At 41.5% G+C, this 25,889-nt stretch carries 20 protein-coding genes and 1 pseudogene; 8 read left to right on the top strand and 13 right to left on the bottom strand.

All coding sequences use genetic code 11. From position 1 onward, the window contains the following. Positions 1–6 precede the first annotated feature (6 nt). Positions 7–1,347 carry an ATP-dependent protease ATP-binding subunit ClpX gene (gene clpX / locus GJB62_RS26990; protein WP_114085547.1) on the top strand — a complete coding sequence of 447 codons (1,341 nt, stop codon included), beginning with the start codon at positions 7–9 and terminating at the stop codon, positions 1,345–1,347. 111 nt (positions 1,348–1,458) lie between these two features. Further along, on the top strand, positions 1,459–2,379 hold the full coding sequence (locus tag GJB62_RS26985; RefSeq protein ID WP_114085548.1) for an alpha/beta hydrolase: 921 nt from the start codon (positions 1,459–1,461) through the stop codon (positions 2,377–2,379). A gap of 14 nt (positions 2,380–2,393) precedes the next feature. Here the strand turns inward: GJB62_RS26985 and GJB62_RS26980 are convergent, their stop codons facing one another. Both GJB62_RS26980 and GJB62_RS26975 read right to left on the bottom strand, forming a co-directional pair. Then, on the bottom strand, positions 2,394–3,590 hold the full coding sequence (locus GJB62_RS26980; RefSeq protein ID WP_245246022.1) for an FAD-dependent monooxygenase: 1,197 nt from the start codon (positions 3,588–3,590) through the stop codon (positions 2,394–2,396). A gap of 124 nt (positions 3,591–3,714) precedes the next feature. Beyond that, entirely contained in the window at positions 3,715–4,698 is a 984-nt protein-coding gene (locus tag GJB62_RS26975) for a GntR family transcriptional regulator (protein WP_114085559.1), read from the bottom strand. A 266-nt stretch (positions 4,699–4,964) separates the two neighbouring features. Here GJB62_RS26975 and GJB62_RS26970 point away from each other — a divergent pair, with 266 nt between their 5' ends. Both GJB62_RS26970 and GJB62_RS26965 read left to right on the top strand, forming a co-directional pair. Then, on the top strand, positions 4,965–5,705 hold the full coding sequence (locus GJB62_RS26970; RefSeq protein WP_114085549.1) for a dienelactone hydrolase family protein: 741 nt from the start codon (positions 4,965–4,967) through the stop codon (positions 5,703–5,705). A 108-nt stretch (positions 5,706–5,813) separates the two neighbouring features. Then, positions 5,814–6,716, top strand: coding sequence for a S1 RNA-binding domain-containing protein (locus GJB62_RS26965; RefSeq protein ID WP_114085550.1), 903 nt, complete (start codon positions 5,814–5,816; stop codon positions 6,714–6,716). Positions 6,717–6,870: 154 nt separating this feature from the next. On the opposite strand, the gene GJB62_RS26960 is transcribed toward GJB62_RS26965, so the two are convergent. Both GJB62_RS26960 and GJB62_RS26955 read right to left on the bottom strand, forming a co-directional pair. Beyond that, positions 6,871–7,797, bottom strand: a complete 927-nt coding sequence (locus GJB62_RS26960; protein WP_114085551.1) for a GUN4 domain-containing protein — start codon at positions 7,795–7,797, stop codon at positions 6,871–6,873. Positions 7,798–8,219: 422 nt separating this feature from the next. Then, the gene (locus GJB62_RS26955) at positions 8,220–8,408 is read right to left on the bottom strand and encodes a hypothetical protein (RefSeq protein WP_114085552.1); all 189 of its coding nucleotides are present in this window, start codon (positions 8,406–8,408) and stop codon (positions 8,220–8,222) included. Positions 8,409–8,536: 128 nt separating this feature from the next. Between GJB62_RS26955 and GJB62_RS26950 the strand changes: the two genes are divergently transcribed. From GJB62_RS26950 to GJB62_RS26940, 3 genes are all read left to right on the top strand, one after another. Further along, positions 8,537–8,914, top strand: coding sequence for a hypothetical protein (locus GJB62_RS26950; protein ID WP_114085553.1), 378 nt, complete (start codon positions 8,537–8,539; stop codon positions 8,912–8,914). 172 nt (positions 8,915–9,086) lie between these two features. Continuing rightward, positions 9,087–9,962 (top strand): SDR family oxidoreductase, encoded by an 876-nt coding sequence (locus GJB62_RS26945; RefSeq protein ID WP_114085554.1) that lies wholly within the window; start codon positions 9,087–9,089, stop codon positions 9,960–9,962. Positions 9,963–10,081: 119 nt separating this feature from the next. Next, positions 10,082–11,563, top strand: coding sequence for an HlyD family efflux transporter periplasmic adaptor subunit (locus GJB62_RS26940; RefSeq protein WP_114085555.1), 1,482 nt, complete (start codon positions 10,082–10,084; stop codon positions 11,561–11,563). Positions 11,564–11,745: 182 nt separating this feature from the next. Here GJB62_RS26940 and GJB62_RS26935 read toward each other — a convergent pair whose 3' ends face one another. The 8 genes and pseudogenes from GJB62_RS26935 to GJB62_RS26905 form a co-directional block, all read right to left on the bottom strand. After that, complete coding sequence (locus tag GJB62_RS26935) at positions 11,746–13,632, bottom strand: S8 family peptidase (protein ID WP_114085556.1); 1,887 nt, start codon at positions 13,630–13,632, stop codon at positions 11,746–11,748. Between the two features lie 297 nt (positions 13,633–13,929). Further along, positions 13,930–15,306 (bottom strand): S8 family serine peptidase, encoded by a 1,377-nt coding sequence (locus tag GJB62_RS26930; RefSeq protein ID WP_348537524.1) that lies wholly within the window; start codon positions 15,304–15,306, stop codon positions 13,930–13,932. A 24-nt stretch (positions 15,307–15,330) separates the two neighbouring features. Further along, positions 15,331–15,393: pseudogene (locus GJB62_RS38225) on the bottom strand (hypothetical protein); the annotation flags it as partial. A 98-nt stretch (positions 15,394–15,491) separates the two neighbouring features. Further along, a complete protein-coding gene (locus GJB62_RS26925; protein ID WP_159402591.1) occupies positions 15,492–16,802 on the bottom strand; it encodes an IS701 family transposase in 1,311 nt (436 codons plus the stop codon). 38 nt (positions 16,803–16,840) lie between these two features. Then, positions 16,841–19,045 carry a CARDB domain-containing protein gene (locus tag GJB62_RS26920; protein ID WP_245246021.1) on the bottom strand — a complete coding sequence of 735 codons (2,205 nt, stop codon included), beginning with the start codon at positions 19,043–19,045 and terminating at the stop codon, positions 16,841–16,843. A gap of 267 nt (positions 19,046–19,312) precedes the next feature. Continuing rightward, complete coding sequence (locus GJB62_RS26915; RefSeq protein WP_114084580.1) at positions 19,313–22,012, bottom strand: type I secretion system permease/ATPase; 2,700 nt, start codon at positions 22,010–22,012, stop codon at positions 19,313–19,315. Beyond that, positions 21,961–22,743 carry a peptidylprolyl isomerase gene (locus GJB62_RS26910; protein WP_114084579.1) on the bottom strand — a complete coding sequence of 261 codons (783 nt, stop codon included), beginning with the start codon at positions 22,741–22,743 and terminating at the stop codon, positions 21,961–21,963. The genes GJB62_RS26915 and GJB62_RS26910 overlap by 52 nt, the downstream gene beginning before the upstream one ends. A gap of 414 nt (positions 22,744–23,157) precedes the next feature. Then, on the bottom strand, positions 23,158–23,955 hold the full coding sequence (locus GJB62_RS26905) for a TIGR00297 family protein (RefSeq protein ID WP_114084578.1): 798 nt from the start codon (positions 23,953–23,955) through the stop codon (positions 23,158–23,160). 741 nt (positions 23,956–24,696) lie between these two features. Here GJB62_RS26905 and GJB62_RS26900 point away from each other — a divergent pair. Next, the gene (locus GJB62_RS26900) at positions 24,697–25,128 is read left to right on the top strand and encodes a VOC family protein (RefSeq protein WP_114084577.1); all 432 of its coding nucleotides are present in this window, start codon (positions 24,697–24,699) and stop codon (positions 25,126–25,128) included. A gap of 51 nt (positions 25,129–25,179) precedes the next feature. On the opposite strand, the gene GJB62_RS26895 is transcribed toward GJB62_RS26900, so the two are convergent. Then, on the bottom strand, positions 25,180–25,812 hold the full coding sequence (locus tag GJB62_RS26895; protein ID WP_114084576.1) for a triacylglycerol lipase: 633 nt from the start codon (positions 25,810–25,812) through the stop codon (positions 25,180–25,182). Positions 25,813–25,889: the final 77 nt, after the last annotated feature.

Genomic DNA, 25,889 nt, shown 5'->3' with positions numbered 1-25,889 from the left:
GCTGGTATGTCTAAGTACGACTCCCATTTAAAATGTTCGTTTTGCGGCAAGTCTCAGGAGCAGGTGCGTAAATTAATCGCAGGGCCGGGAGTCTACATCTGCGATGAATGCGTTGACTTGTGTAATGAAATACTAGACGAAGAGTTACTCGATACCAATGGTGCGGCAGCACAACCCGCACCAAGAGCAGAACCACCTCAAAAACGGCGTACTCAATCTTCTAGTATTTCGTTTAATCAAATACCCAAGCCAAGAGAGATTAAAAAGTATCTAGACGAACACGTTATTGGTCAAGACGAAGCCAAGAAAGTCCTGTCAGTAGCCGTTTACAATCACTACAAGCGGTTGGCAGTCATTCAGTCTAAAGCCAGTGGCAAAGGTGGGGCGGATGATGCTGTAGAACTGCAAAAGTCCAACATTTTGTTAATCGGCCCAACTGGTTGCGGCAAAACTCTCTTAGCGCAAACCTTAGCGAAAATCCTGGATGTACCTTTTGCCGTCGCCGATGCTACGACGCTGACGGAAGCAGGTTATGTGGGAGAAGATGTGGAAAATATCTTGCTGCGACTGTTGCAAGTGGCAGATTTGGATATAGAGGAAGCGCAACGAGGAATTATCTACATTGATGAAATTGACAAAATTGCTCGTAAGAGTGAGAACCCGTCAATTACCCGCGACGTTTCTGGCGAAGGCGTGCAGCAAGCCTTGTTGAAAATGTTAGAGGGAACGATCGCCAATGTACCACCCCAAGGAGGGCGCAAGCATCCCTATCAAGACTGTATCCAAATTGATACAAGTAATATTTTGTTTGTCTGTGGTGGTGCTTTCGTAGGCTTAGAAAAGGTTGTAGATCAGAGAGTTGGCAAAAAAGCAATAGGCTTTGTGCAACCTGGAGAAGGCCAAACGAAAGAAAAGCGGGCAGCAGATACTCTCCGCCATCTAGCGCCGGACGATCTAGTAAAATTTGGCATGATTCCAGAATTTATTGGACGCGTGCCAATGGTAGCAGTAGTAGATCCGCTAGATGAAGAAGCGCTAATGGCGATTCTCACCCAGCCACGCAGCGCCTTAGTGAAGCAGTACCAAAAACTGCTGAAGATGGATAATGTCCAGTTAGATTTTAAACCAGATGCTTTACGAGCGATCGCTCAAGAAGCCTACCGCCGTAAAACTGGTGCAAGAGCGCTACGGGGCATTGTCGAAGAACTTATGCTGGATGTAATGTACGAGTTACCATCCCGTAAGGATGTGACACGTTGTACAGTAACACGGGAAATGGTCGAGAAGCGATCAACTGCGGAACTGATAATCCATCCATCTTCACTACCGAAACCAGAGTCAGCCTAATAGTCATTAGTCATTAGTCATTAGTCATTGGTTATTAGTCAAAAACTAAAGACTAATAACCATGTAATAAGGGAAAATGACTAATGACAACTGACAAAGGACTAATGACTAATGCCTTATATTAAAGTTCGTGGCGTTGACCACTACTATGAATGGGTGAAAAAACCATCTGGTTCTTTGGTAAAACCAGTAATGGTTTTTATGCACGGTTGGGCTGGTTCGGCTAGGTATTGGCAAAATACCGCTAATGCTTTATCAGAGCAATTTGATTGTTTACTCTACGATATGCGGGGATTTGGCCGTTCTGGTGGTAAGCCAACCATAGGTCAAGCAAGTGAAGCTGTTGCTGACTCTAAGTCCCCGCAGGAAGAATCAGAGGCAATCAGAGAGTTAAGTTATGAATTAGAAGAATACGCTGATGATTTGGCAGCTTTGTTAGATGGGCTGCATCTTCAGCGTGTCTATATCAATGCTCACTCGATGGGCGCGTCTGTTGCTACTTTATTTTTTAACCGCTACCCCCAACGAGTGGAACGAGGAATTTTAACCTGTAGCGGCATTTTTGAGTACGACGAAAAATCTTTTAGTGCCTTTCATAAATTCGGTGGCTATGTGGTGAAATTCCGTCCCAAATGGTTAAGCAAAATTCCATTTGTTGACCGGATGTTTATGGCGAGATTTTTATATAGTTCAATACCACATTCTGAACGCCAAGCTTTTTTACAAGATTTTCTTGAAGCAGATTACGATGCAGCTTTGGGTACAATTTTTACTTCCGTTAGTAAAGCTCAATCTGAAGTGATGCCGCTTGAGTTTGCCAAGCTGACAGTACCGACTCTGCTCGTGGCGGGAGAGTATGACAAAATTATCCCAGCCGAGATGGGGCGTAAAGCAGCTGGACTGAATGACAAAGTTAAGTTTGTGATGATTCCTAACACAGCACATTTCCCAATGTTGGAAGATGCTCCAACTTATATGCAAGTGGTGCAAGAATTTTTGCAAATTAATATTCCACAGCCACAAGTTAAATAACTTCTGGCGGTTTTTTACACAGTTAAATGAACCTGTGTGATACCTTGACGCATTTTATATTGTCGCTTTAACCAAGACTTTTTAATTATTTTACGGAGCAAGGGAGCGAGTTGACTCAACAGCGATCGCAACAGTGCATTTTTTCGCAGTAGTTCGCCTTGTTTAGCTTCCTGTAACTGGAGTTGCTGGGCGCGGATAATTTCTGGCTCACGTTCTGCTTGGATGTGCGATAGTGCCATATCAATGTCCTTGTGTTCGGCTTCTTTGTGCAACAGTGGCACAAGGTGATTAGCAGCGACAATGACATCACGCAATGCTAAATTAATTCCTTGAGCGCGGACAGGAGACATTGGGTGTGCCGCGTCACCCAGAAGTAGTACCCCTGGTGCGTGCCATTGTGGACAATAACCAACTACAACAGAAAGCCGAATCGGGGATTCAATGGTGTCTGCATGATTACGGAAATGTTCTGCTAGCCATGAGGGTGATAATGAAGCAAAAGTCTCTGCCCAGTTAGCTTGCTTGAAGTCAGTGTTTTCGGTTGCGGACATCACCCAAGCTAGATGCAGTTTTCCTGATTCTGCTCCGTGAAAGATGGTAAATACGCGATCGCCATTTACAATAGTACGAAAAACATTATCGGCTGCAAATTCAGGGCTGGCGGCAAGTTTAAACCAGAGAATATCAATATTTTTGGGCTGGCGTACCAATTCCAATCCTATACGTTGCCGCACAAGAGAATTTCGACCATCTGCCCCAATTACTAGGTCAGCAGTTAGTTCTCTCCCATCGCTCAATACTACACCTGCGACACGTTGATTACTCCAACGTAAATCTTTGACTGGAACACCCTGGATAAATTCAAACCCATCATTGGTTTGAGCTTCCGAAATCAGTGCTTTGAGTAGCGGTGGTTGTGAAACCAGTGTACAAGGTCGGGTTGCCCCCATTGGTTCTTCGACTCGAAACAATTGCTTGTCCCCCACAATGAATTCCCATGCGTCGAGTTGTCGGTGGGGAATATGCTCTAACAATGGCGATAGACCCATTTGCTCTAGTGCATCTAATCCACTGGGCATTAATCCTTCGCCGCGAAAAACACGATGAAAGTCTTTTGCTGCTTCAATTAAGGTTACAGCAATACCACGTTGTGTAAGGAGCAGGGCAAGGGTTACACCTGTTGGGCCTGCGCCTACAATCACAATCTGCACTACCTTAGCCCTCCTGTATTGGTTGTTCTCAAAGGTGTTCTGCACTAGTTCCAGAATAACGAACCACAGAGGCGCAGAGAACACAGAGAAATGAGAGTTTGAGAGTATTTTACGTAAGTCGTAATTAACTCAAACCTAGTTCTCGTTTGAGCAAGTTAATCGAGTTAGTACCGATATAATTTTCAACCTTAATCAGCTTTGGGGGACGAATAATATCTTCATCAGATGCTTGTACGGCTGCTTGCACTGCTGCAAAACTGGCTTGATCGCTGATGATGACCTCAGCCCGTTTAACCATAGCCTGAAGTTTATAGGCATCTTTTGGTTGCGAAGTCATCACTAGTAGTTCATCTCCCCGCAAACCGTGGAGGATGACTTCTGCTGCTCGTGCAATCCCGGAACTGAGGCTAACTATGCCTACACAGTTTTCTTTTGGTAAGGTTTTTAAGAGGCTGAGTTCTTTGCTGTAGTCGTAGATATCTAGAGGAATTACCCGTGCAGCTTTAGGAGCTGCGATCGCTTCCACATTACTGATAAAATACCGACTTGTGACTACTGTTGCAGAGGTAGTTTTATCTAACACTGCTGTTAATTCTTCCATTGCTACTAACTGGACTGGAATTTTTAGCGATCGCTCTAATTCATAGACCATCAACTCACCAGCACCCATGTCATAGGATGGAACTGCAACTAGTACCCGCGCACTACAACGCAAGCGCCAGTCAATTTCCGCTAAAAATAGCTCTCTGGCTTGATTGAGCGAACATCCTTGAGAGAGCAAATCGTCAAGTGCTTGCTGGACAACTTGATATGCGTCAGGATTTTGTTTGAGAATTGGTGATTGCAGCCGACTACCGCCCTCATGACCTTGGGCACGAACATAAATACCCGAACCAGCCATACTTTCAACAAATCCGTCTTCCTCCAGTTGACGGTAAACTTTGCTAATGGTATTACGGTGTAATCCCGTTTGCATTGCCAGCGCTCTTGTGCTTGGCAATTTGTAAGCAGGGGGATATTGCCGCGAAGCGATCGCAAAGCGGATTTGATTAAACAGCTGGGTTGATGCGGGAATTTCGCTGTCTGGCTGAATACGGAATTGAATCACCACCAAACCTCCTGAATACTAAGTGCTGAGTGATAAGTGCTGATTTTTGGGTATTAAGTGTTACTTCTATACATAGCACTCCTTTAGTGACCAGCTGTATTTGCTACATATCAAAATATTTGATTTACAAATAAAATTTTTCTGGTAGAAATTTTTAATGCGCTCACTATGGTATTTGGTAATTCTATTGGAAATAACCTCAGCATACTGGCATAGTTATATCAAACAAACACACCGTTAATCACATAACACGGGTAAAAATTATTATGGCAGAGCAAGCAATAATTACCACAACGGTTAATCTTTTGCAAGATAATATTCAAGTGTCAGCATATCTGGCAGAACCAAAAGAACCTGGATCTTACCCAGGAATCGTTGTATTGCAAGAGATTTTTGGTGTCAACGTTCACATTCGGGATGTTACAGAACGGATTGCCAAACTTGGGTATGTAGCGATCGCACCTGCACTTTTTCAACGCACTGCTCCTGGCTTTGAAACCGGATACACACCCGAAGATATTGAAACGGGCAGAGGCTACGCTATGCAAACTCAAGCATCAGAGTTATTGAGCGATATTCAATTAGCAATTGACTACCTCAAAAATCTGCCTCAAGTCAAAAAAGATAGTTTTGGTTGTATTGGCTTCTGCTTTGGCGGTCATGTTGCATATCTTGCAGCCACTTTACCAGATATTAAAGCTACGGCTTCCTTCTACGGTGCTGGAATTACCACTCGCACGCCAGGAGGTGGCGCACCCACTGTTACCCGCACCAGAGAGATTCCAGGCACTCTCTATGCCTTCTTTGGTAAAGAAGATGCTAGCATCCCACCCGAACAAGTAGATGAGATTGAAGCAGAGTTAGAAAAATATAAAATTCCTCATCGTGTGTTTCGCTACGATGGAGCTGATCACGGATTTTTCTGTGACCTTCGTGCCAGTTATAATCCTAAAGCTGCTGCTGATGCTTGGGAGCAAGCCAAACAACTCTTTAGTCAACTGAACTAGTCATTAGTCATTAGTGAACAATAAAGAACAAATGACAAATGACAAGTGACTAATGACAATCAAAACTCCAGTTGCACCATCTCAAATAACAATTAATCTTCAAAAGTCATGAATTCCGAATCGAAACTTTCTCAAACAGCCAATTCGTCATTTACGATGGACGATTTTGCCAAAGCGCTAGAAAAACACGACTACCAGTTTCAAAAAGGACAGGTTGTACATGGCAAAGTGTTCCAACTTGACCATGATGGAGCTTATGTCGATATTGGTGGCAAGTCGTCAGCTTTTCTACCGCGCGATGAGGCTTCTTTGAGAGCAGTTACCGATTTATCGGAAGTGCTGCCATTGCAAGAGGAAATGCAGTTTTTGATTATCCGAGATCAGGATGCAGAAGGTCAAGTCACCCTTTCTCGAAAGCAGTTGGAAATCCAGCACATCTGGGAACGATTGGCGGAAATGCAGGAAAATGCTCAGACTGTGCAAGTAAAGGTTATGGGTGTGAATAAAGGTGGTGTTACCGTCGATATTCTCTCTTTGCGGGGATTTATTCCGCGATCGCACCTGGCAGAGCGTGATAACTTAGACGCACTTAAAGGTCAAAATCTGACTGTGGGCTTTTTGGAAATTAATAAAAACACCAACAAACTCATCCTTTCTCAGCGATTAGCAACTCGTTCTAGCAACTTCAGCTTATTAGAACTAGGTCAACTGGTGGAAGGTAAAGTTACTGGCATCAAACCTTTTGGTGTGTTTGTCGATTTAAATGGTATGGGGGCTTTGCTTCATATCAAGCAGGTAAGCCAAAAATTCATTGATTCTCTAGAAAAGGTATTTAAAGTTGGTCAGCCAATTAAGGCTGTAATTATTGACTTGGATGAAGGTAAAGGACGGGTTGCTCTTTCTACCAGAGTTTTGGAAAACTTCCCTGGTGAAGTGCTAGAGAATATGGATGAGGTGATGGCTTCGGCTGAGGCGCGTGCTAATAGAGCTAATAACAAAGCTGCTGAATAGTTTTGAAATGGGCTGTTTGCACAAAGTATAATAGTACGTCACCGATAGCGCTCAAAAATTGATCAATAATCCAAATTGTGGGTTGTTTTATTAGTCCCTCTGCATCTACACAGATGTGGGGGGATTTTAAATTGGGAAAACTTTTCTCAAGCTCTTAAATGTTACACTTCACAAGTCTTGAGGCGAGAAAAGATATCCTCCCAACACCACCAATCCCAAATAATAAATATCCCTCCCCACTCATCCTTGGGAGGTGTCCCTCTGGTGCTGAAATATTAAAATCTACACTAGAGTAATCAATCCAGCTTCCTTTCACTTTCCATCCTACGTGATCGCCAAATTTTTCCCAGACTTCTTTATAATATTCACCGTCAGCCTTCCCACCAACACTTAGATAAATATTCTTCTGAACGCTGAAGCCAAAGCGCCCATCGCTATGTTGTACCCAAAGTTGGTCAATGGTGCGTAAGTCAGTACAGGGAAAATTCTTGATGGATTCAATATCAAACCAACCTTCTTTTTCCCTGCTAGATGCCTTGAGCATGACAGCTAAAGTTTCCTCATCCGCTTCTTTCCATTTGCCTGCTGCTAGCAAATCTCGCAATCGCGTGTAGTTTACTCCCTTCTCAGAACTGAGATTATCAACTTGAATTACTTGCTGTAGCTTTGGTTTTCGTCCAGTAATACCCCAAATTAACTGCTCCATAGCCTCAGTATCTGTCCGAAAGTCAACCCAGGTATTACCCCTAAGAAAAATTGGGAGTTTAGGCTGATGTGGTGTATTCCCAAGCAAAACGGGAATTACGGGACATTTTCTTTCTACAAATTCGTTTAAAAAAGCTCTCATCTCTTGACTTTGCCAGGGGCCAAGTCCACTGCTACCTACAAAAACTGCTGCTGATTTAATATTTTCTATTTGTTCTTCTAGTAAAACCTGCCATCCTAAACCAGGACGAAGTTCCCATTTATCTAGCCAAGGTTTAATTCCTTGTCTTGTTAATTCATTAGCAATTTCTATAACTTCAGGTTTGTCTTTGCTATTGTGGCAAAGGAAGACATCAAACTGATTTTCGTCACTCATCTATAAGTCTCCTCACATCCACTTCTCTATATCGGCAATAATTGCTAATACATTATACTTACTGCTTTAAATCCTTCTTAAACGATTTTAACTCAGATAAATACTGCGAGGTTTTGCCTAAAAAATAACTTTAATGTAGGTTGGGTTGAGGAACAAAACCCAACATTTTCACGGCTTTGTTGGGTTTCACTCCGTTCAACCCAACCTACAAATCTTCTTAACGTAATTTAAGTAATTACGTCCAATTTAATAAACAAAATGGCATTTGACTTACTCAAAAGAAGCTTTTACTTTCTCAAACCCCAGTTTGCTTTCTAATTTCGGTGTTTTCCGCAAGCAATCAAGCATATTACTTTCTCAATATGCTTGATTGCTGACTCATTGCAGTAATTCACGCATTCGTGACAACTATCCCTTTGAGATTACTTTTCTCTATCTTTATCTAATGCTTCTTGGATTGCACGACGACAAAATTCTGGAGGATCATCTTTGGTAGATAGTTCTTCCTTCATAGTTTTTGTGACACGTAAATTAAGACGTTCACTTAAAGGTTCTTCCCTCTCTGATTTAAATGGTTTTAAATTTTCTGAATGACCTTTAGGGTTAGGCATTTATGTAGAAATATAAATATAATTTGAATCACTGGTAGGCAGCAGATTAATTTTTTTTTAGTGGTTGTAACAACTTGCCGGAAGTACAACCACCAATATCCAATTCAAAAAATGGATACTACTATTTTATGTTCACGCGTTCCGAACTTGAAATCAAGACTATTAAAGAATTACTCGATTTATGTCGGAGATACGGTGTAAAACCTACCGGGAATGCAGGATACAAAACCTCGTATATCGTAACTCTGATGGCATTTCCACTTTTAGCCCTCCAACAAATGAAGCTAGGTAAAGGGTTAAAATCCCCTAACTTTAACGCTATCCAGGTAATCAGTTCTGCAATTGAGGAGATGAATTCACCCACAGACGAACAAACAGCACTGATTCGGATAACTTTGGAAGGCAGAAAAATGAGCTATCCTGACCGATATCAGCAAGAGAATTTGCTGAACTTGCACAAAGCTAAGATGTCGCTTGAACAAGCTATCGACTTCTTGAGCCAGTAAAACTAATCCCATTACCCCATCCCCTGCATCAACAAAGATGTGGGGGATAATTTTTTGAGATTAAGATAAATAAGGTGTGACCAATTGGCTTAGTTGGCGTGAGGATATCTTGACCATATATCGGGCATTTTGACAACTATAAACGCTGCAACTATTCAATTTAGGTATTTATATGTTTCTAGTAACTGGAGCAACTGGAGGAATTGGTCGCAGAGTTGTGCGACTGCTACGGCAACGAGAACAGTCTGTGCGGGCATTTGTTCGCCTTACCTCGCGCTACAGCGAGTTAGAACACCGGGGTGCAGAAATCTTTATCGGTGATTTGCTGCGAGAAAAAGATATTCAAAAAGCTACTCAAGGTGTGAAGTATATTATCAGCGCTCACGGTTCTGATAGCGATGCTTTATCCTTAGATTACCGCGCCAATATTGAATTGATTGACCAAGCAAAAGCCAATGGCATAGAGCATTTTGTCTTCATTTCGGTATTGGGAGCCGATCGCGGATATGAAGACGCGCCTGTGTTCAAAGCCAAACGAGCCGTAGAGCGATATTTGTCAGCTAGTGGCTTGAATTACACAATTTTACGCCCATCTGGATTAGCATCTAACTTGCTGCCACTGGTAGAACGATTTCGGGAAACGGGATTGTATCTGCTGATTGGCGATCGCAAAAACCGTAGCTCAATTGTCAGTACCGATGATTTGGCAAGGATAGTAGTGGATTCTGTGACAGTTGAAGGCGCTCGTAACCAGATTTTACCAGTGGGAGGCCCAGAGATTTTATTACGAGAAGATATTCCCCGGATTTTTGGTCGGATTTTCGCCAAAGAGCCAGTAATAATTAATTCACCACTATTTTTTATTGATGGATTACAAGGTGCATTGGGTTTATTTAATCCCCAAGTCCAAAAAGCTTTGGGAACTTATCGCACATTGCTAGCAAATGAATTTTTCTGTACAAAAGATGAAATTGCCAATTTAGAAGCGATTTTTAACTTCAAATTGGAGACATTAGAAAACTTTTTGCGGCGTTATCTAGCAGTTTGAATTAAACACAAGTCATTAGTCATTAGTCATTGGTCATTGGTCATTGGTCATTGGTCATTAGTCAATCACCAAGGACAGAGGACAAATGACTAATGACAAATAAAAAAGGATAAAAATATATGGTAAATGCTGCTCAAGCACGTCAGACAAAAGAGCGATTCGCCCAACCAGAGGAACAACTCACTTATGAATTGGGGAAGGCGGTACAGGAATTACCACCCCTGTATACGAGATTATTAGCGGGAACGATGAGCGCCATTGTATTTGGAGCGATCGCTTGGGCGTACTTCTCGCAAATAGATGAAGTAGCAACAGCGCCAGGGGAATTAATTGCTTCTACACAGGTTAGGCCAGTGACATCCTTGGGTGGGGGGTCAATTGTCGGCGTGAAAGTGCAAGAAGGCGATCGCGTTACCAAAGGTCAAATTCTGATTCAAAAAGACCCTGACTTACAAATAACTGATGTTTCCCGCCTAGCCAAATCAACTAGATTGATTCAAGACGATTTGCAACGTTTGGATGCAGAACGTCTTGGAGGCAAAACCACTGGGACGAAACTACAAGATGAACTTTTAACTTCCCGCCTGCAAGACTACCAAGCACGTCAAGCAGGTGCAGAAGCAGAAGCAAATCGCCAAATAGCACTCATCAATCAAGCCAAAGTCCGCTTGACTCGATTGCAAGAGAACTTAGCTAATGCCAAAAGCAGCTTTGCTAATGCCAAAACCAACCTTGCCAACGCAGACAGCATCCGCATTAAAATTGAAAGTAATTTGGCACTTGCACAAGAAAGGGAAAAAAGCTTACGCACCCTAATTACTACTGGTGCTGTACCTCGTGTCGATTACTTGGATGCTCAAGAAAGATTGACTCGTGCAAAGACAGAAATTACCAGATCGCAAGATGAAGTGACTAACGCCCAGAATAGAATAACAGAGGCTCAAGATAAAGTCACATCATTAGAAAAAGATATTGCTGCTCAAGCCCAAGAAATTCGCCAAGCAGAACAAGCTTACAACTCTGCCCGCAGTCAGGCCCAGCGTGTCGCATCAGAACGCCAAAGTGAAATTTTAACCCAGTTCAACAAACGTAAAGAAGAACTGACAACTGTTCAAGGTCAATTAGAGCAGGCGAGGAAGCAGCAAGCTTTAGAAACGATTGAGGCTCCCGTTGCAGGTACGATTTACAGAGTCAAAGCTACCAAGGGGCCAGTCCAATCTGGTGAAGAATTGCTGTCAATTTTGCCAGAAGGGGAAGAAATGCTCCTAGAGGTGAAAGTTCTTAACCGCGATATTGGATTTATTCGTCAAGGAATGAAAGCAAAAGTGAAAATGGCGACTTTCCCCTTCCAGGAATTTGGTGTTGTGGAGGGCGAAGTTATGCAAGTCAGTCCGAATGCAATTATTGATAAAGAATTGGGCTTAGTTTTTCCTACAAGAATTAAGCTAAATAAACATTCAGTTAATGTGCGTGGTCAAGAGGTAGAATTTACACCAGGAATGTCTGCTACAGGTGAAATTGTCACTCGTAAAAAGTCAATTCTGACATTCATCACTGAGCCTGTGACGCGGCGGTTCAATGAAGCATTTTCTGTTAGGTAGATTGATAGCCTCTCTTGTTCTTATAGCTATTTCAAAAACAATGCCTACGCATTCCACAAGCCACACCTAAAACGTAAGGGTTTAGCATTGCTAAACCCTTAAATTTATTTGTAACAGACGAGCGGTTTGGTTTATTTTTCTAACCGAGCAGTATTTGACTGAACTACAAATCGCTATAATTTTTAAGCGATACCTAAGAATTTTTTATACTGATCCATTTGTTTTTGCATCCCTTCTAGTAGTTTCCAAAAATCAAGATTATTCTCATTTTTGTTATCATCATTGCTATCCGTATTGATGCCTGTAATAATCTGACCGATTAGAGAAGCGACATCAGAATTATTAAGAATAGCAATAGTCTCTGGTGTGAGATATTTTGGTGTTTCTGTAATTGCCTGACCAATTAGAGAACCAACATCAGAATTATTCAAACTAGCAATAGTCTCTGGTGTGAGATATTTTGCTGTTTCCGTAACAGTCTGACCAATTAGAGAACCAACATCAGAATTATTCAAACTAGCAATAGTCTCTGGTGTGAGATATTTTGCTGTTTCCGTAACAGTCTGACCAATTAGAGAACCAACATCAGAATTATTAAAACTAGTAATAGTCTCTGGTGTGAGATATTTTGCTGTTTTTGTAATAGTCTGACCGATTAGAGAAGCGACATCTGAATTATTAAAACTAGCAATAGTCTCTGGTGTGAGATAATTTTTGGTTTGTGCATCGATATGTAGCAGGTTGTTGCCAGATATCACTTGCTTTGCCAGAGAACTGATATTAGAAATATTTAAACTAGAGGTTGTAATTTGTGAACTATTTGCTGCTGTGTCTGCGTAGCCCGTCGTAGAAATCACTTGCTTTGCCAAAGAACTAACATTAGAAATATTTAAACTAGAGTTTGTACTTTGTGTGCTGTTTTCTGATGTTTCTGCCACAATCTGACGTACTTGGGCATCAGTCAGGCTGGGGTTAGCACTAAGCATCAGGGCAACTACACCAGCCACATGGGGAGTAGCCATAGATGTGCCGCTATAAGTGGCATACTGATTATTCGGAACTGATGAATAAACCTTGACTCCTGGGGCTGTGACATAAGAAATTTGATTTGTTCCAGAGCGGTTAGAGAAATCAGCCATATTATTATTTTTGTCTACTGCCCCAACAGCAATTCCCGACTTGGAGGCATAGCGGGCAGGATAGTCTGGTTCTGATTCACCATCATTACCTGCTGCCATGACAACAATCACTCCTTTGCTAGTGGCATAGTTAATGGCTGACTCCAGAGTCCGATTGGAAGATGTGCCTCCTAAACTGAGGTTAATCACATTCGCTCCATTATCCACAGCGTAGCGAATACCCTTAGATATCGAGCTATAGGAACCAGAGCCAGACTCATTCAAAACTTTGACAGGCATAATCTTGGCATTGTATGCAATACCAGTGACACCATAGTTATTATTTTCTCCTGCGATCGTGCCAGAAACATGAGTACCGTGACCATTGTTATCTAGTGTGTTGTTGTTTTGATCCGCAAAGTTCCACCCGTAATTATCATCAATATAGCCATTGCCATCATCATCTATACCGTTACCTGCAATTTCCTTGGTATTTGTCCAGATATTATTTTTTAAATCCTCGTGGTTATAGTCAACCCCAGTATCTATAACAGCGACAACAACGCCTTTACCTGTGTATCCTTGTGCCCAAACTTCTGGTGCTTTTACAAGGTCTGCTCCCCAATTATTACCACCAAGATCGGGAACATCAGCAAAGGTATTCTGATTAGTAGCTTTAGCCACTGCTGCTGCTGCATTAATTAAGCCATAGCCATTGTTGGAGTTATAACTTTGCGTGGTAAAAGCATTAGTAGTAGCGTTACTGCTATTTTCGTAGTTACTATTATTTAGTAACTGCACATGAGAATCGGCTGAGTTGTAGCTACTACGTCCGCTTAAGTTGAAGCTGGTGTCATTCTTAGTATTAAATGTATCTAATGAAGAGATTGAAGTAAAATTTAAGCTTTTATTAGTAGAAAATAAATTGTTATTAGTATTATCATTGAACATAATTGTTTTTTCTCAAAAATAGAAATGCTTTTTAACAGCTAAAATTATTAGAACTTTTGTTAAACAAAAGTTCTAACGTGTGAATAAGCCGTATTGTTAATAATTACTATGAAATTTAATAATAAAATGCTAATTCTATTACCAAAAAAATATTATGAGAATCATGCTTTTTGTGAATAGCTATTTAGAATACGCTTTATTATAAAAAAAGCGGCAGAATGAGTGGCATTTGCTGCTCATTCTGCCGCTTATAGAAATTGCATTTTACCTTTGATAAACGACACTTAAGGGATGATTCTATGCCAAGCTATTTGCTGCTGTCGTTGTGACAATCTGACGCACTTGGGCATCAGTTAAACCTTTTTTAGCACTGAGCATCAAAGCTATTACCCCAGCAACATTAGGAGTTGCCATAGAAGTACCATCTTTGAAATCATAATTATTACCTGGAAGTGTCGAGTAAATATCGACTCCTGGAGCTGTAACGTATGCAAGTGGAGTTGTTCCAGCTCGGTTGGAGAAGTCAGCCAGTACGCCATTATAAGAGACTGCTCCAACCGCAAGCCCCCACTGGGTAGCATAGCGGGCGGGATAGTCTGGTTCTGATTTACCATCATTACCTGCTGCCATGACGGTAATTGCGCCTTTGCTGGCAGCATATTGAATAGCTGACTGTATCTCACTACTTGCAGAACCACCTAAGCTGAGGTTAATGACATTAGCTCCGTTATTGACTGCATAACGAATACCATTTGCGATCGCACTATTAGTTCCTTGACCATCGCTATTCATACCTTTCACTGGCATAATCTTGGCATTATAGGCAATACCAGTGACACCAAAGTTATTTTTCACCCCAGCAATAGTGCCAGCAACATGAGTACCATGACCGTTGTCGTCTAATGGATTGTTGTTGTTGCTGACAAAGTTCCAGCCGTTGACATCATCAATGTAACCATTGCCATCATCATCTTTGCCGTTGCCAGCGATTTCCTTGGTATTCTTCCAGATATTAGCGCTCAAATCTGAGTGATTGTAATCTACTCCACTATCTATCACAGCGACGATCACACCCTGACCTGTGTATCCCTTAGCCCAGACTTCCGGTGCTTTCACTAAGTCAGCTCCCCAGTTATCACCACCCAAGTCAGGAACATCAGCAAAGGTACTCTGACCTAAAGCTTTTGCTACGGCGGCGGCAGCATTAATTAAGCCATAACCTGTAGTTGAGTTAAACCCGCCACCATTAATCGGAGTGAGACTAATTGCTTGTGTATGGTAAACCGAGTTGTTACTTTCATTGCTTTCGGCAACATCTCCCAATCCATCGGCTTTGAACATCAAATAGTATTTACCTGCTGCAATGGTGGTGTCAATAGTCCAAGATATGGACTTTGAAAATATAGCAGAGGGTGCCAGGCTTGGAATGGGAACAGTGTCGTACCCTATCGATATATCATCATCATTGCCTAAAATTGTGTCTCTGGAAAGAGAATAAGCTGTTTTGCTGCTACCAGCATTGCCATTACCTTGATTTTTGATCTTATAGGTAAATTCAAGTGTAGTACCAATGGCGGCGCTAGTTGGAACTGAAGTATCTACTATTACTAAGTCTGGTGCAGTAATTGTAATTGCTTTGGCAACGACGTTGTTATTTTCATTGCTTTCTCTCAATGACCCAAAACCATCAGCTTGGTATAGGAGATAGTAACTACCGGGAGTAATAGTGCTGGAAAGATATAGGGATACAGACTCGGAAATTACAGCAGAGGGAGCAATGTCAGAGATACTGATAATATCCGAACCGACTGAAATGTCTTCACTACTAAGGATGGTATCTTTAGCCCTGTTTTGTCACTCTAGGCAGAGGAAAAGTAGAAATCAGGGTGAGTTAGAGAAATAAAAATTGAACTAGTGAGGCTATAAATAATAGATTGAAGTTTAGAAAAACCCAAGGACAATTGGGGAATAGGAAAAACTGTTAACCAGGGATATATTAGGTTAAATAAGGTAAAAGGTTGAATTATTAAGCGGAGATTGTTAAGAATATTCTTCCAGCCTTTTTCATCATTCCACCAGGGATGCGAAGCTAATTTTGATGGAGATTTTGGCACAGAAGACTGGATTTGTTCAGAGTGTAGGCTAACCATTAAATAGCTGCTACAAACAATCTCCCACCAGCGTTCAATATCCGGGTAGTGAGTTAGCCGATAATCTGACCAACCTAATTCATTCTTGCTTTGCTTCAACCCATACTCAACCCAAGTTCTTAAACCGTAAAAGTTTCCCACATCTCTTGGTGTAAGGTCTGGGTATTTACTCATTACATACCAAGTAGTGTTACCAGGTAATTTCTCTCGGTCTGTGGTAATCTGCCAGTACCTATTTTCGCTACGTTTACCATGAATTATTTCTCTGATAAACCTATTTTCACTACTCAGATCAGAAAATACTCGTTTAAACTTGTGCCACTTTAAATATTGAGTATATTGTCTTGGAAGTAAATCCACATCATGGTTTGAGCGAATCGCTACTATATAGTTTAGATTCATTTCATCTAACACAGATATGAAGTTAGTTCCACTTTCTCCATACAAACTGTCTGCCAGTACTAAGTTAAATTTAAAGCCCATTGACTTGAGCTTTCGCATGAGAATTGCTGCTATTTGTGGCTTGGTTAGGTATTTATCTTCTGGCTTTAATCTTTCACGAGGCTTATATATTTCAAATAGCAGTGGAAAAGTCATACCGCAGAATACGCCATACGCTGTTACTGCCACAATTCCATTCTCTACTTTCCCCAAGTTTCCTATATACTGTCGTTTCACATAATCTGTCTTATTCCCTTTCTTTTTATCTCCTGTTTCATCAATAATCAGAATGATTGGTCTACCTTTTAGTACTTGTAAAATTAGCTCTAATCGCAAATCTCTTAACTTCTCTATATCCCACGGTGATGTAGTTAAAAAATGATGTAAACCCTGTTGGTTATCCAATCCTACAATCTTTGCTATTTCTGGTAGGGTTTTCCGTTTTAGTTCAGAAATACACCCTACATGAAGGTACTTAAAAGCCTCGAAGCTCCTAACATCTGGAAACAGGCTTTTATACCACTGGCAATATTCGTCCACAAATTTAACTGTTGGTGCGGCTGGACGGGGCTGTACCATACTCTGTGTCTTGGTTCTAGCATTTGTACCTTATTATACTACCGCCAGAGTGACAAAACAGGGTTAGAAAGATAAAAGCGTGTCGTGTTAACACCAGCTTTACCATTACCTTGATTTTTCACCTGATAGCTTAGTTGGATTGTTGTACCAATGTTGGCGCTAGCAGGAGCCGAAGGATTTTGTATTAATAGGTCTGGTGCCGCAATCGTAATTGCTTTGGCCGTAACGTTATTGTTTTCATTACTTTCAAAAATCTCGCTATTGCCATCGGCTTGTAATAGCAGGTAGTAATTTCCAAAAGTAATATTACTGCTGAGTATTAAAGAGTAAGACTCTGCACTATATTTACTAGCGCCTAATCCAGAGTATAAGTAGCTTCGGGAATAGCTTAAGTATGTGTCATCGCCGCTCAAGGTCGTATCTTTAGAAAGAAAAAATTTCGTTGTACTAGAACCAGCACTGGCAGTACCTTGATTGGCTAGTTGATAATTGACAGTGATTAAGCTACCGGGGTCAACAAGACTAGGAGCCGAAATATTTTGGATAATTAGGTCTGGTTTCGGGCCATTAATAGCGATCGCTTTGCTGACAATATTATTAGTTTCGTTACTTTCGCCAACATTGCCATTAGCATCGGCTTTATACAACAAATAATAGTTGCCTGCGGCGATCGCATTGTTGATGATCAGCGATGCTGTCTCTGAGCTAATAGCACCTGCGGCAATGGCGTTAACGGCATCGGAGCCGAGCAACACATCATCATTACTAAAAGCAGTATCCTTGGATATATAAAACTTGGTGGTAGTTGCAACAGCACCACCAACACCTTGGTTTTTCACCTGATAGCTCAATTGAATGGTGCCACCAACGGCTGTTGTAGCTGGAGCCACAGCGTTTTGTATTATTAAGTCTGCTTGGGTAATGGCGATCGCTTTGCTAGCAAAGTTATTGCTTTCATTGCTCTCAACTGCATTTCCTGCGCCGTCAGCTTGATAGAGCAAGTAATAGTTACCTGTAGCGATCGCATTGTTGATGATCAGCGATGCTGTCTCTGAGCTAGTAGCACCTACGGCAATAGCGTTAACGGCATCTGAGCCTAACAACACATCATCATTACTAAAAGCATTATCCTTGGATATATAAAACTTGGTGGTAGTTGCAACAGCACCACCAACACCTTGATTTTTGACCTGATAGCTTAGTTGAATAGTGCTACCAACTGATGCTGTACTAGGGGCTGAGGTATTTTGAACTATCAGGTCTGATTTTTGAGTTGGAGTAATGGTGATTACTCCGGCAATACCGTTGTTAGTTTCATTGCTTTCAGCAACATTCCCATCACTATCGGCTATGTATGCTAAGTAATAATTCCCAGGAGTGATGTTACTGCCAAGACTGAGTGTGGTTGACTCGGAACTATAACTACCCGCAGCAATGCCGCTAACGTAGTCATAGCCCAAGTACACATCTTCGTTTCCAATATTTAAATCTTGGGAGAGGTAAAACTTGGTGTTACTAGCAACAGCAATGGCATTGCCTTGGTTTTTGATTTGATAGTTTAGTTGAATGCTACTTCCAGCCGCCGCCGAACTGGAATTTGAGGTATTTTGTACTATCAGGTCTGGTTTAGTAATATTAATTACGTCAGCAACAGCGTTGTTGTTTTCGTTGCTTTCGGCAACATAGTTATAGCCATCGGCTTGATACACCAAATAATAGCTACCTGCGGCGACGCTATTGCCGATAGTGAGTGTGGTTGACTCTGATCTGTAGTAACCAGATAGAATGTTATCAACATAGTCATCGCCTAAAAATATATCTTCACTCCCTAAAGAGAGATCCTGAGACAGATAAAATTTGGTATAACTATAACCAGCACTGGCATTGCCTTGGTTTTCAATTTCATAGCTCAGTTGAATGGTACTGCCAGCTGCGGCAGAACTGGGAGTTGAAACGGTACGTGCTATCAGGTCTGGCTGAATAGCAGCCGCAGCGATCGCTTGAGTAGTATTTTCGTTGCTTAAACTACTCTTCTTGGCATAATTGTTTTTAACTCCGAAAGCGTCGATTTCCGTAGAAGTATAACTACTGCGATCGCTGGCTCTAAAACTATTTACACCACTCAGACTGAAGCTAGAGTCATTATTCTGATTATCAAAACTATTAGATTTTTTTGATGATACAAGGCTGGCTTTTACACCAGAATTTTCATTAATAGAGTTACAGCCTTTGGTAAAAAACATTAGTAGTTTCACCTCGTATATTCAAGTAAATTTGCACCATAAAAAGTACTCAAATCCTTGATATATAAGGGATTGAGCCGGGAGATATTTCTTTGTAAGACAGGTGCTACAAATACACTTAACTATAAAATCACGTAATTAGCAAGTAAGATTACAGTTTTCTGCATACTTAAGCAATTTAAAAGGCGAATGAAGTATAACTCCATTCGCCAAAGCCTATCTTTAAGCGGCTTTTCAGGGCTCAAATAAGCACAAGTTAAAAGCTTACTAAATATTTGCTTGCTGCCGTTGATATAGTGACCAATACAAACCCTTTTGTTGCAATAACTCTGAGTGAGTCCCACGTTCGGCAATCACGCCTTGTTCTAATACCAAAATCAAATCGGCGCGTTTGAGAGGGGCAAAACGGTGAGCAATCAGAAACACAGTACGGTTAGCGGAAACTTTTTGCAGGTTTTGTAGTACTTGTTGTTCAGTTTCACTATCCAAAGCACTGGTAGCTTCATCCAAAACTAAAATCGGCGCTTGCGAAAGAAATAATCTTGCGAGGGCAATACGTTGTCTTTGTCCGCCAGATAAAGCTGTACCGCGTTCACCCACATTGGTTTCGTAACCGTAGGGTAATTGACTGATGAAGTCGTGTGCTACTGCTAGTCTTGCCGCCTCTACCACTTGTTCTGCGGTAATGTCGGGAGTACCGAGAGTGATATTTTCCAAAATAGAACCGTTGAATAAAAAGTCTTCTTGGAGAACTACACTAACTTGTTGCCGCAATGACGCTAAATCGGCACTTTTAATATCAAAACCATCAATTAAGATGCGTCCTGATTCAATTTGATAAAGGCGTTGTAATAGCTTAGACAGGGTACTTTTCCCAGAACCGCTACGTCCGACAATGCCAACAAATTGCCCTGGTTCAGCATTGAAAGAGATTCCCCGCAGAATTGCTTCAAAGTTCGGGCGGTAGCGGAAAAATACTTGCTCGAAGGTGACTTGTCCTTTCAGAGGTGGTAAAACTAGACCAGTTCCTAGTTCAGCTTCTGGGGAGACGTTGAGAATATCACCAATGCGATCTACAGAAAGTAGCACTTGTTGGAGGGTCTGCCATAACTGTACTAAGCGCAAAAGTGGGCCCGTGACTCTGCCAGATAGCATTTGAAAGGCAACTAGTTGTCCAATTGTCAGCTTTTGTTCTATGACTAATTTGGCTCCAAACCAGAGAATCAGCATGGTGGAAAAATTAGTGAGGAAGTCACCAATGTTGCTGCTGATATTGGAGGTGGTAGAGGCTTTAAAACCTGTGCGGATGAAGCGAGCAAATAAGCCTTCCCAGCGATCGCGGGCTACTGGTTCGGCTGCATGGGCTTTAACGGAATGAATCCCCGTGATTGTCTCTACTAAAAAGGATTGACTATCGGCACTCCGGTTAAAAGTTTCGTTGAGCCAGTTACGCAGAATTGGTGTTGCAACTATCGTCAAAGTCGCAAATAGCGGCAGTACTGCTAAAGCCACAAAGGTGAGTGGGACATTATAGTAAAACATCAATGCTAGGTAAACCACAGCAAAGATGCTATCTAGAATCACAGTTAATGCTGTACCTGTGAGGAACTGACGAATTTGTTCGAGTTCCTGGACTCGTGCTACTGTGTCTCCGACGCGCCGCGACTCAAAATAAGCCAAAGGCAGGCGCATCAGATGGCGAAATAGCTGTGCTGATAAACTTAAATCCAGACGACGGGCTGTATGGGTAAAGATGAATAGGCGCAGAATGCCAAGTACGGACTCAAATATGGCTACACAAAGAAGTGCGATCGCCATAACATCAAGAGTCGGCAAACTCCCCTGCACCATTACTTTATCAATAACTACTTGCGTAATTAGTGGTGTTGTTAACCCCAAAAGCTGCAAGGTAAAAGATGCTAATAATACTTCTGTTAGTAATCCCTTATACTTCCAAACTGCTGGGGTGAACCAACTGAGGTTAAATGTTTCTTGTTTAGATATGAGTTCTACTTGCCACAATCGTCCATCCCACGATGCCTCAACTATGGATTGCGGTAAGCTTTCACAAATGCGATCGGGATTTAGAGGGTTAGCGATAATTAAGCGATCGCCCTTAACTCCATAAGCTACCACCCAGGATGGACTCTGGGGTGAGTCAGAATTCCACAACAGTAAAGCTGGAAATGACAGTTGTCGCAACTCACCCCAACTCACTTGTAACCGCCGCAACACTAACCCTAACTTTTCTCCTGCTTCCACAACCTGTTTTGGGCGTTGTCCTCTGAGTTGACGTTGCACCCATTCCAGTTGCACAGAGTTTTCTAGCTGTTGCGCCACCATTGTTAAACAAGCAGCCGCAGTGTTCCAACTAGCAACAAATGGATAATTTGAGATGATTAAATTCGCGGCTGGGAGTCGTTTTTGGGGTTGGAGGCTGTGAGGGCTGGAAGTCCCATCTGAGACTGTTACTGAAGGAGTGGAAGAGAAGGAAAATGTCTCTCTTTCTCCCTCCATATCCACTGGTAAGACTTGCCAAAATTCCTGAATTTGTGGGTTAGAAAATTCTGTCCACAGGGCTGTATCCCAACACACTACTATTACTTCTTTGCTAGCAGCTACAGCTTTAAAATCCGCAGACAACTTTTGTAAATCACCAAACCAATCTCCCACTTCTAGGGCTGCCAAAGGTTTGCCAACTCCCTCTTCTCGTAAGCGAACTTTTCCAGCCACAATTAAGAATTGGTAACGACCGACATCGTTAGACCAAATTTTTTCTCCCAAACGATACTGACGAGTTTGACACTCATTTTCCAATTGGGATTGTTGTTCGGGAGTCAACCAGCATAGCGGCGGCTGATTCCAGGGCAAAGAAGCTAGCACTTTTAATCGTAAAGATTCATTATCCAGAATTTTTAACTCACTTGTAGCTTGACTGTCAGTTTTTGAATTTTCTCTGCTAGCCATTTCTCAAATAACTCATTTTGTAGTGCTTGCTTGAGTTGAGTATCTTCTAAAGACGCTGGCAGAAATTGTTCTACTCGAAACAAACCATAAGGTCCTTCTCCTTGTGGAGAGTCTTTGCCAACGATTTCTATTGGTCCTATTAATTGTCCAGGACTTGCCACATCAATAGCTGCCCGTAATATATCTGGCATACTTCCTCGGCTGACTATTCCCATCATGCCGTTCACAATTCGGTCATCTGAAAGTGAATACTCTTTAGCTAGTTGCTCAAAACTACCTCCTTCTTCAATTTGGGTTTGTAGTTCGTCTGCCAATTCTCGATTATTAACAACTATCCGAGAAAGTACCACCCGATCCAAAAAGATTTTGCGCTCAATAAAATATTCTTGGATTTTTGCTTCCGTGACTACAGCTTTCAGCTTTTCTAACTTGTAACCAAAAGTAACTGATGTATGGAATGCGGCATAATCTGTGTTATTGGTTTTTAACCATTCTTGAAAACTTTGAGGATCGGTCAGTTGATTTTTCAGTCTAAAGTCAATAATGGACTGTTCGGTTATTGCTGTACCAATTTCAATATCGTCTCGTGTTCGGATTTCTTGCTCAATTACGTGCTGGCGGAGAATATCCCCAATGAACTGCCCCAATTTTCCAGAGGCTTGCAGGTACTTTACAGCTTCCTCAATAGAAATTATTTGGTCATTAATTGTCAAAAATGATAAAGATTCCATGAATTAATTATGTGAAAATGGTTAAACACTTATAGGACTTTTAAATTAAATCATATAGAGATCATCTGGTCGTTGATGAATAACAATGATAAAGATTCCATGAACTAATTACATCTAAACGGTCAAAAAATTATATAGCTACTCAATACAATAATTTTCCATGATTATGTTTACAGTCTAGCGGGGACAAAACAGGATTGAAAATATCATCGGTAGTGCAGTAGTAAAGCAGATTGCTTATTTTCTACCACTGGCTCTCATGAGTATTGGGTATTGGGCGCTGTTAGCAGTAGCGGGGCCTTTAGACCTTGCTTCGTACTGAGTGGAGAATCTCACTTCTTTACTCAGAACTCACAGAAGAGGAACCGTTTTACTCAATTCCCAATTCCCAATGCCCAATTCCCAATGCTCAATCTACTTAATGATATTTACCCATGTCCAGGAAAGTAGCACAGCCGCGATCGCACCGATTAATGTATTAAAAATATTTACTACTTCATTGGTCAGCCAGGTATACTTAGATTGCAGTGTTGCCCCAATCACACTTTCTAAGTTAGTGGCAATAAATGCTGCCAGTACACACCAAGCGACTCCTAATAGATCGATTAAACCAACTCCCCAACCAACAAATGCGATCGCTACAGAAGCCACAATACCAGCTAAAGTCCCCTCCAAGCTGACCGCTCCTTCTGTACCGCGAGGCACTGGTTTGAGTGTAGTAATTAGAAAGGTGCTTTTACCATACGCTTTACCAACTTCACTTGCAGTAGTGTCAGCCAGTTTGGTACTGAAACTTGCTACATAGCCTAGTAATAATAGAGACTGGAGATTGGGAACTAAAGATTGGGAACTAGGTACGAGAAATCCCGAATTTATTATCCCTACTCCCAAGGCACACAGCGCCCCGGTCAAAGCTGACCCCCAGACATTCTCAGGGCCCCTTGCTCCAGAACGCTTTTCGGCAATTCCTTCAGCCTCTTTCTGCGCCATACCGATGCGGGTAACACCAGAACCAACCAGAAAATAGAACATTACTACTGTATATCCTTGCCAGCCTAGAGTTACCCAAATTAGGATGGCCAGAAACCACGCATGAAATGATCCAGCAGGCGTAAGTAGCTTTTTCGGGGCAATCCAAGCTAAACCCAATAGAATTGTGTTTAATACTACTGCCACCAACCAGGGATTAACAGAATCAATTAAGGATGACATCAGCAATTAATCATGAGTAATTTTGTCTTAACATGAACAGAATAACGAATTTGTCATGCTTAGTGCTTAGTTCCTAAAACCTCTCCAGTTAAAGTAATATGTTTGTATTGTTAACTAAATTGCATCCCATCACCCTCAAAGCTGAGTGTAAAACCACAAACAACGTTTTACATAATAGACTGCAATATTTATTAAAGGAGGTGGATTAAACAAAATGCAAAAATTTTGTTTAGTTGAGTGGACTCCAATACTTGTCGGTTAAAGGCAAAAGGGGAAGGGGAAAGGGAAAAGAAAAAACCTTTAACCTTTACCCTTTAACCTTTTCCCAAAACCCAATTCCGAGTTAAAAATGCAAAACCCGAGCAGTATTGGGGTGGACTCTTCTAGTAACTGATCCAAAGCACTTTATTATGGTGCATTAAGTTTTCAACACACCATCTATCATAAAGTTGTCAGCTTTGAAATCTCCGTTACTGAGTGTCTGACCAGGCAAACATAAATTATTATACCTGCACAAGAGAAAGGAGTCACCTAAAGAATTAAGTGTAAATTATGTAAATATAGGGCGAAGTCTTTAGCCACAAGTTGCAGTGACTGAATGGTACTCAGTTCCTAGTTTTAGTTATAAAGATCAAGGATATAAATTATTGTCAGCTAAAACTGTGTTCAAGTTGACGACAATCAAAACTTAACAGAATAAATTGTAGATAGCATCAACTACTAATATCTTTCCCAAAAGCTATGAGCCAAACTTTATTCCATCTTGCTTTCCCTGTGACTGATATTGCCCAAACAAAAGTATATTACGTGGATGGATTGGGCTGTATTCCTGGTCGTGAAAACCATCACGCGCTGATTCTAAATCTCTATGGTCATCAACTAGTGGCTCACATAACCAAAGAACCCTTGATACCACAACACAGTATATATCCCAGACACTTTGGGCTAATTTTTACCCAAGAACGTGACTGGCAAGACTTACTAGAAAGGGCACAACAACAACAGCTACTTTTTCGTGAAGAAACCAAAAATCGCTTTGTCGGTTCTCCTCTTGAACATCGCACTTTCTTTTTAGAAGATCCTTTTTATAACCTTATGGAATTCAAGTATTATCGTCACCCAGAGGCGATTTTTGGGAGTTACGAACATACGCAAATTGGGGATAGAACTTAAGTAATTCGTAATTAAAGATGAATAGATTCAGGGTGGTAAGTATCTTGGCTACTAACTGGATGCTTTTTTAAGGAAGGGTAGCTTAATAGGCTTTGTTAAAGCTGCTTTTACTGCTGCTAAACTCCTTGGGTCTGTTAGCATCCAAGGGTGTAGGGGAACTGGTACTATTACTTCGCTTCCTACGGGCATTTGTGAACTATTCGCTGGGACAATCATCAAATCATAAGGTGTCCAGATCGAAGTAAAATCTAATTGCTCCAATATTACAGCATCAGAATTTAAATCCTTGAGAAAAATGCTGTCGGGGCGCATTTGCACGCAACCAGGACGCTGGGAACCATAAGCAACCACAGTTCCATTATGGGGTGAAGAGATCGTAATAAATCTCTGAATACGGTTAATTCCTCCCAGTCGCTGGATATAGTAACGGCTGACAATTCCTCCCATACTAAAGCCTATTAAATCTAGCTCTTGTTCTGGTGCAAAGGTGTCTGTAACATAATCGGCTACCTGTTTTGCCAATTTATCAAGGCCCACATCACCATTATTAGGAACCAGATCCAGAGAATATACAGACCACCCCTGTAATCCTAAGTAACCTGCCATTTTATGAAAAACCGCCCCCCTATCGTCAATGCCGTGTACCAATAGCACAGGATTGCGCTGCTGATTTTCAGTATTCATCTCTCACATCTGGCTAAATGAAGTCTGTACAAAATGTAACTGAGTACTGTTGCTATCTGCGAACAATCTATGACACT

Source organism: Nostoc sp. ATCC 53789, assembly GCF_009873495.1.
Classification (GTDB): domain Bacteria; phylum Cyanobacteriota; class Cyanobacteriia; order Cyanobacteriales; family Nostocaceae; genus Nostoc; species Nostoc muscorum_A.
This window is presented reverse-complemented; position numbering and strand designations above follow the sequence as displayed.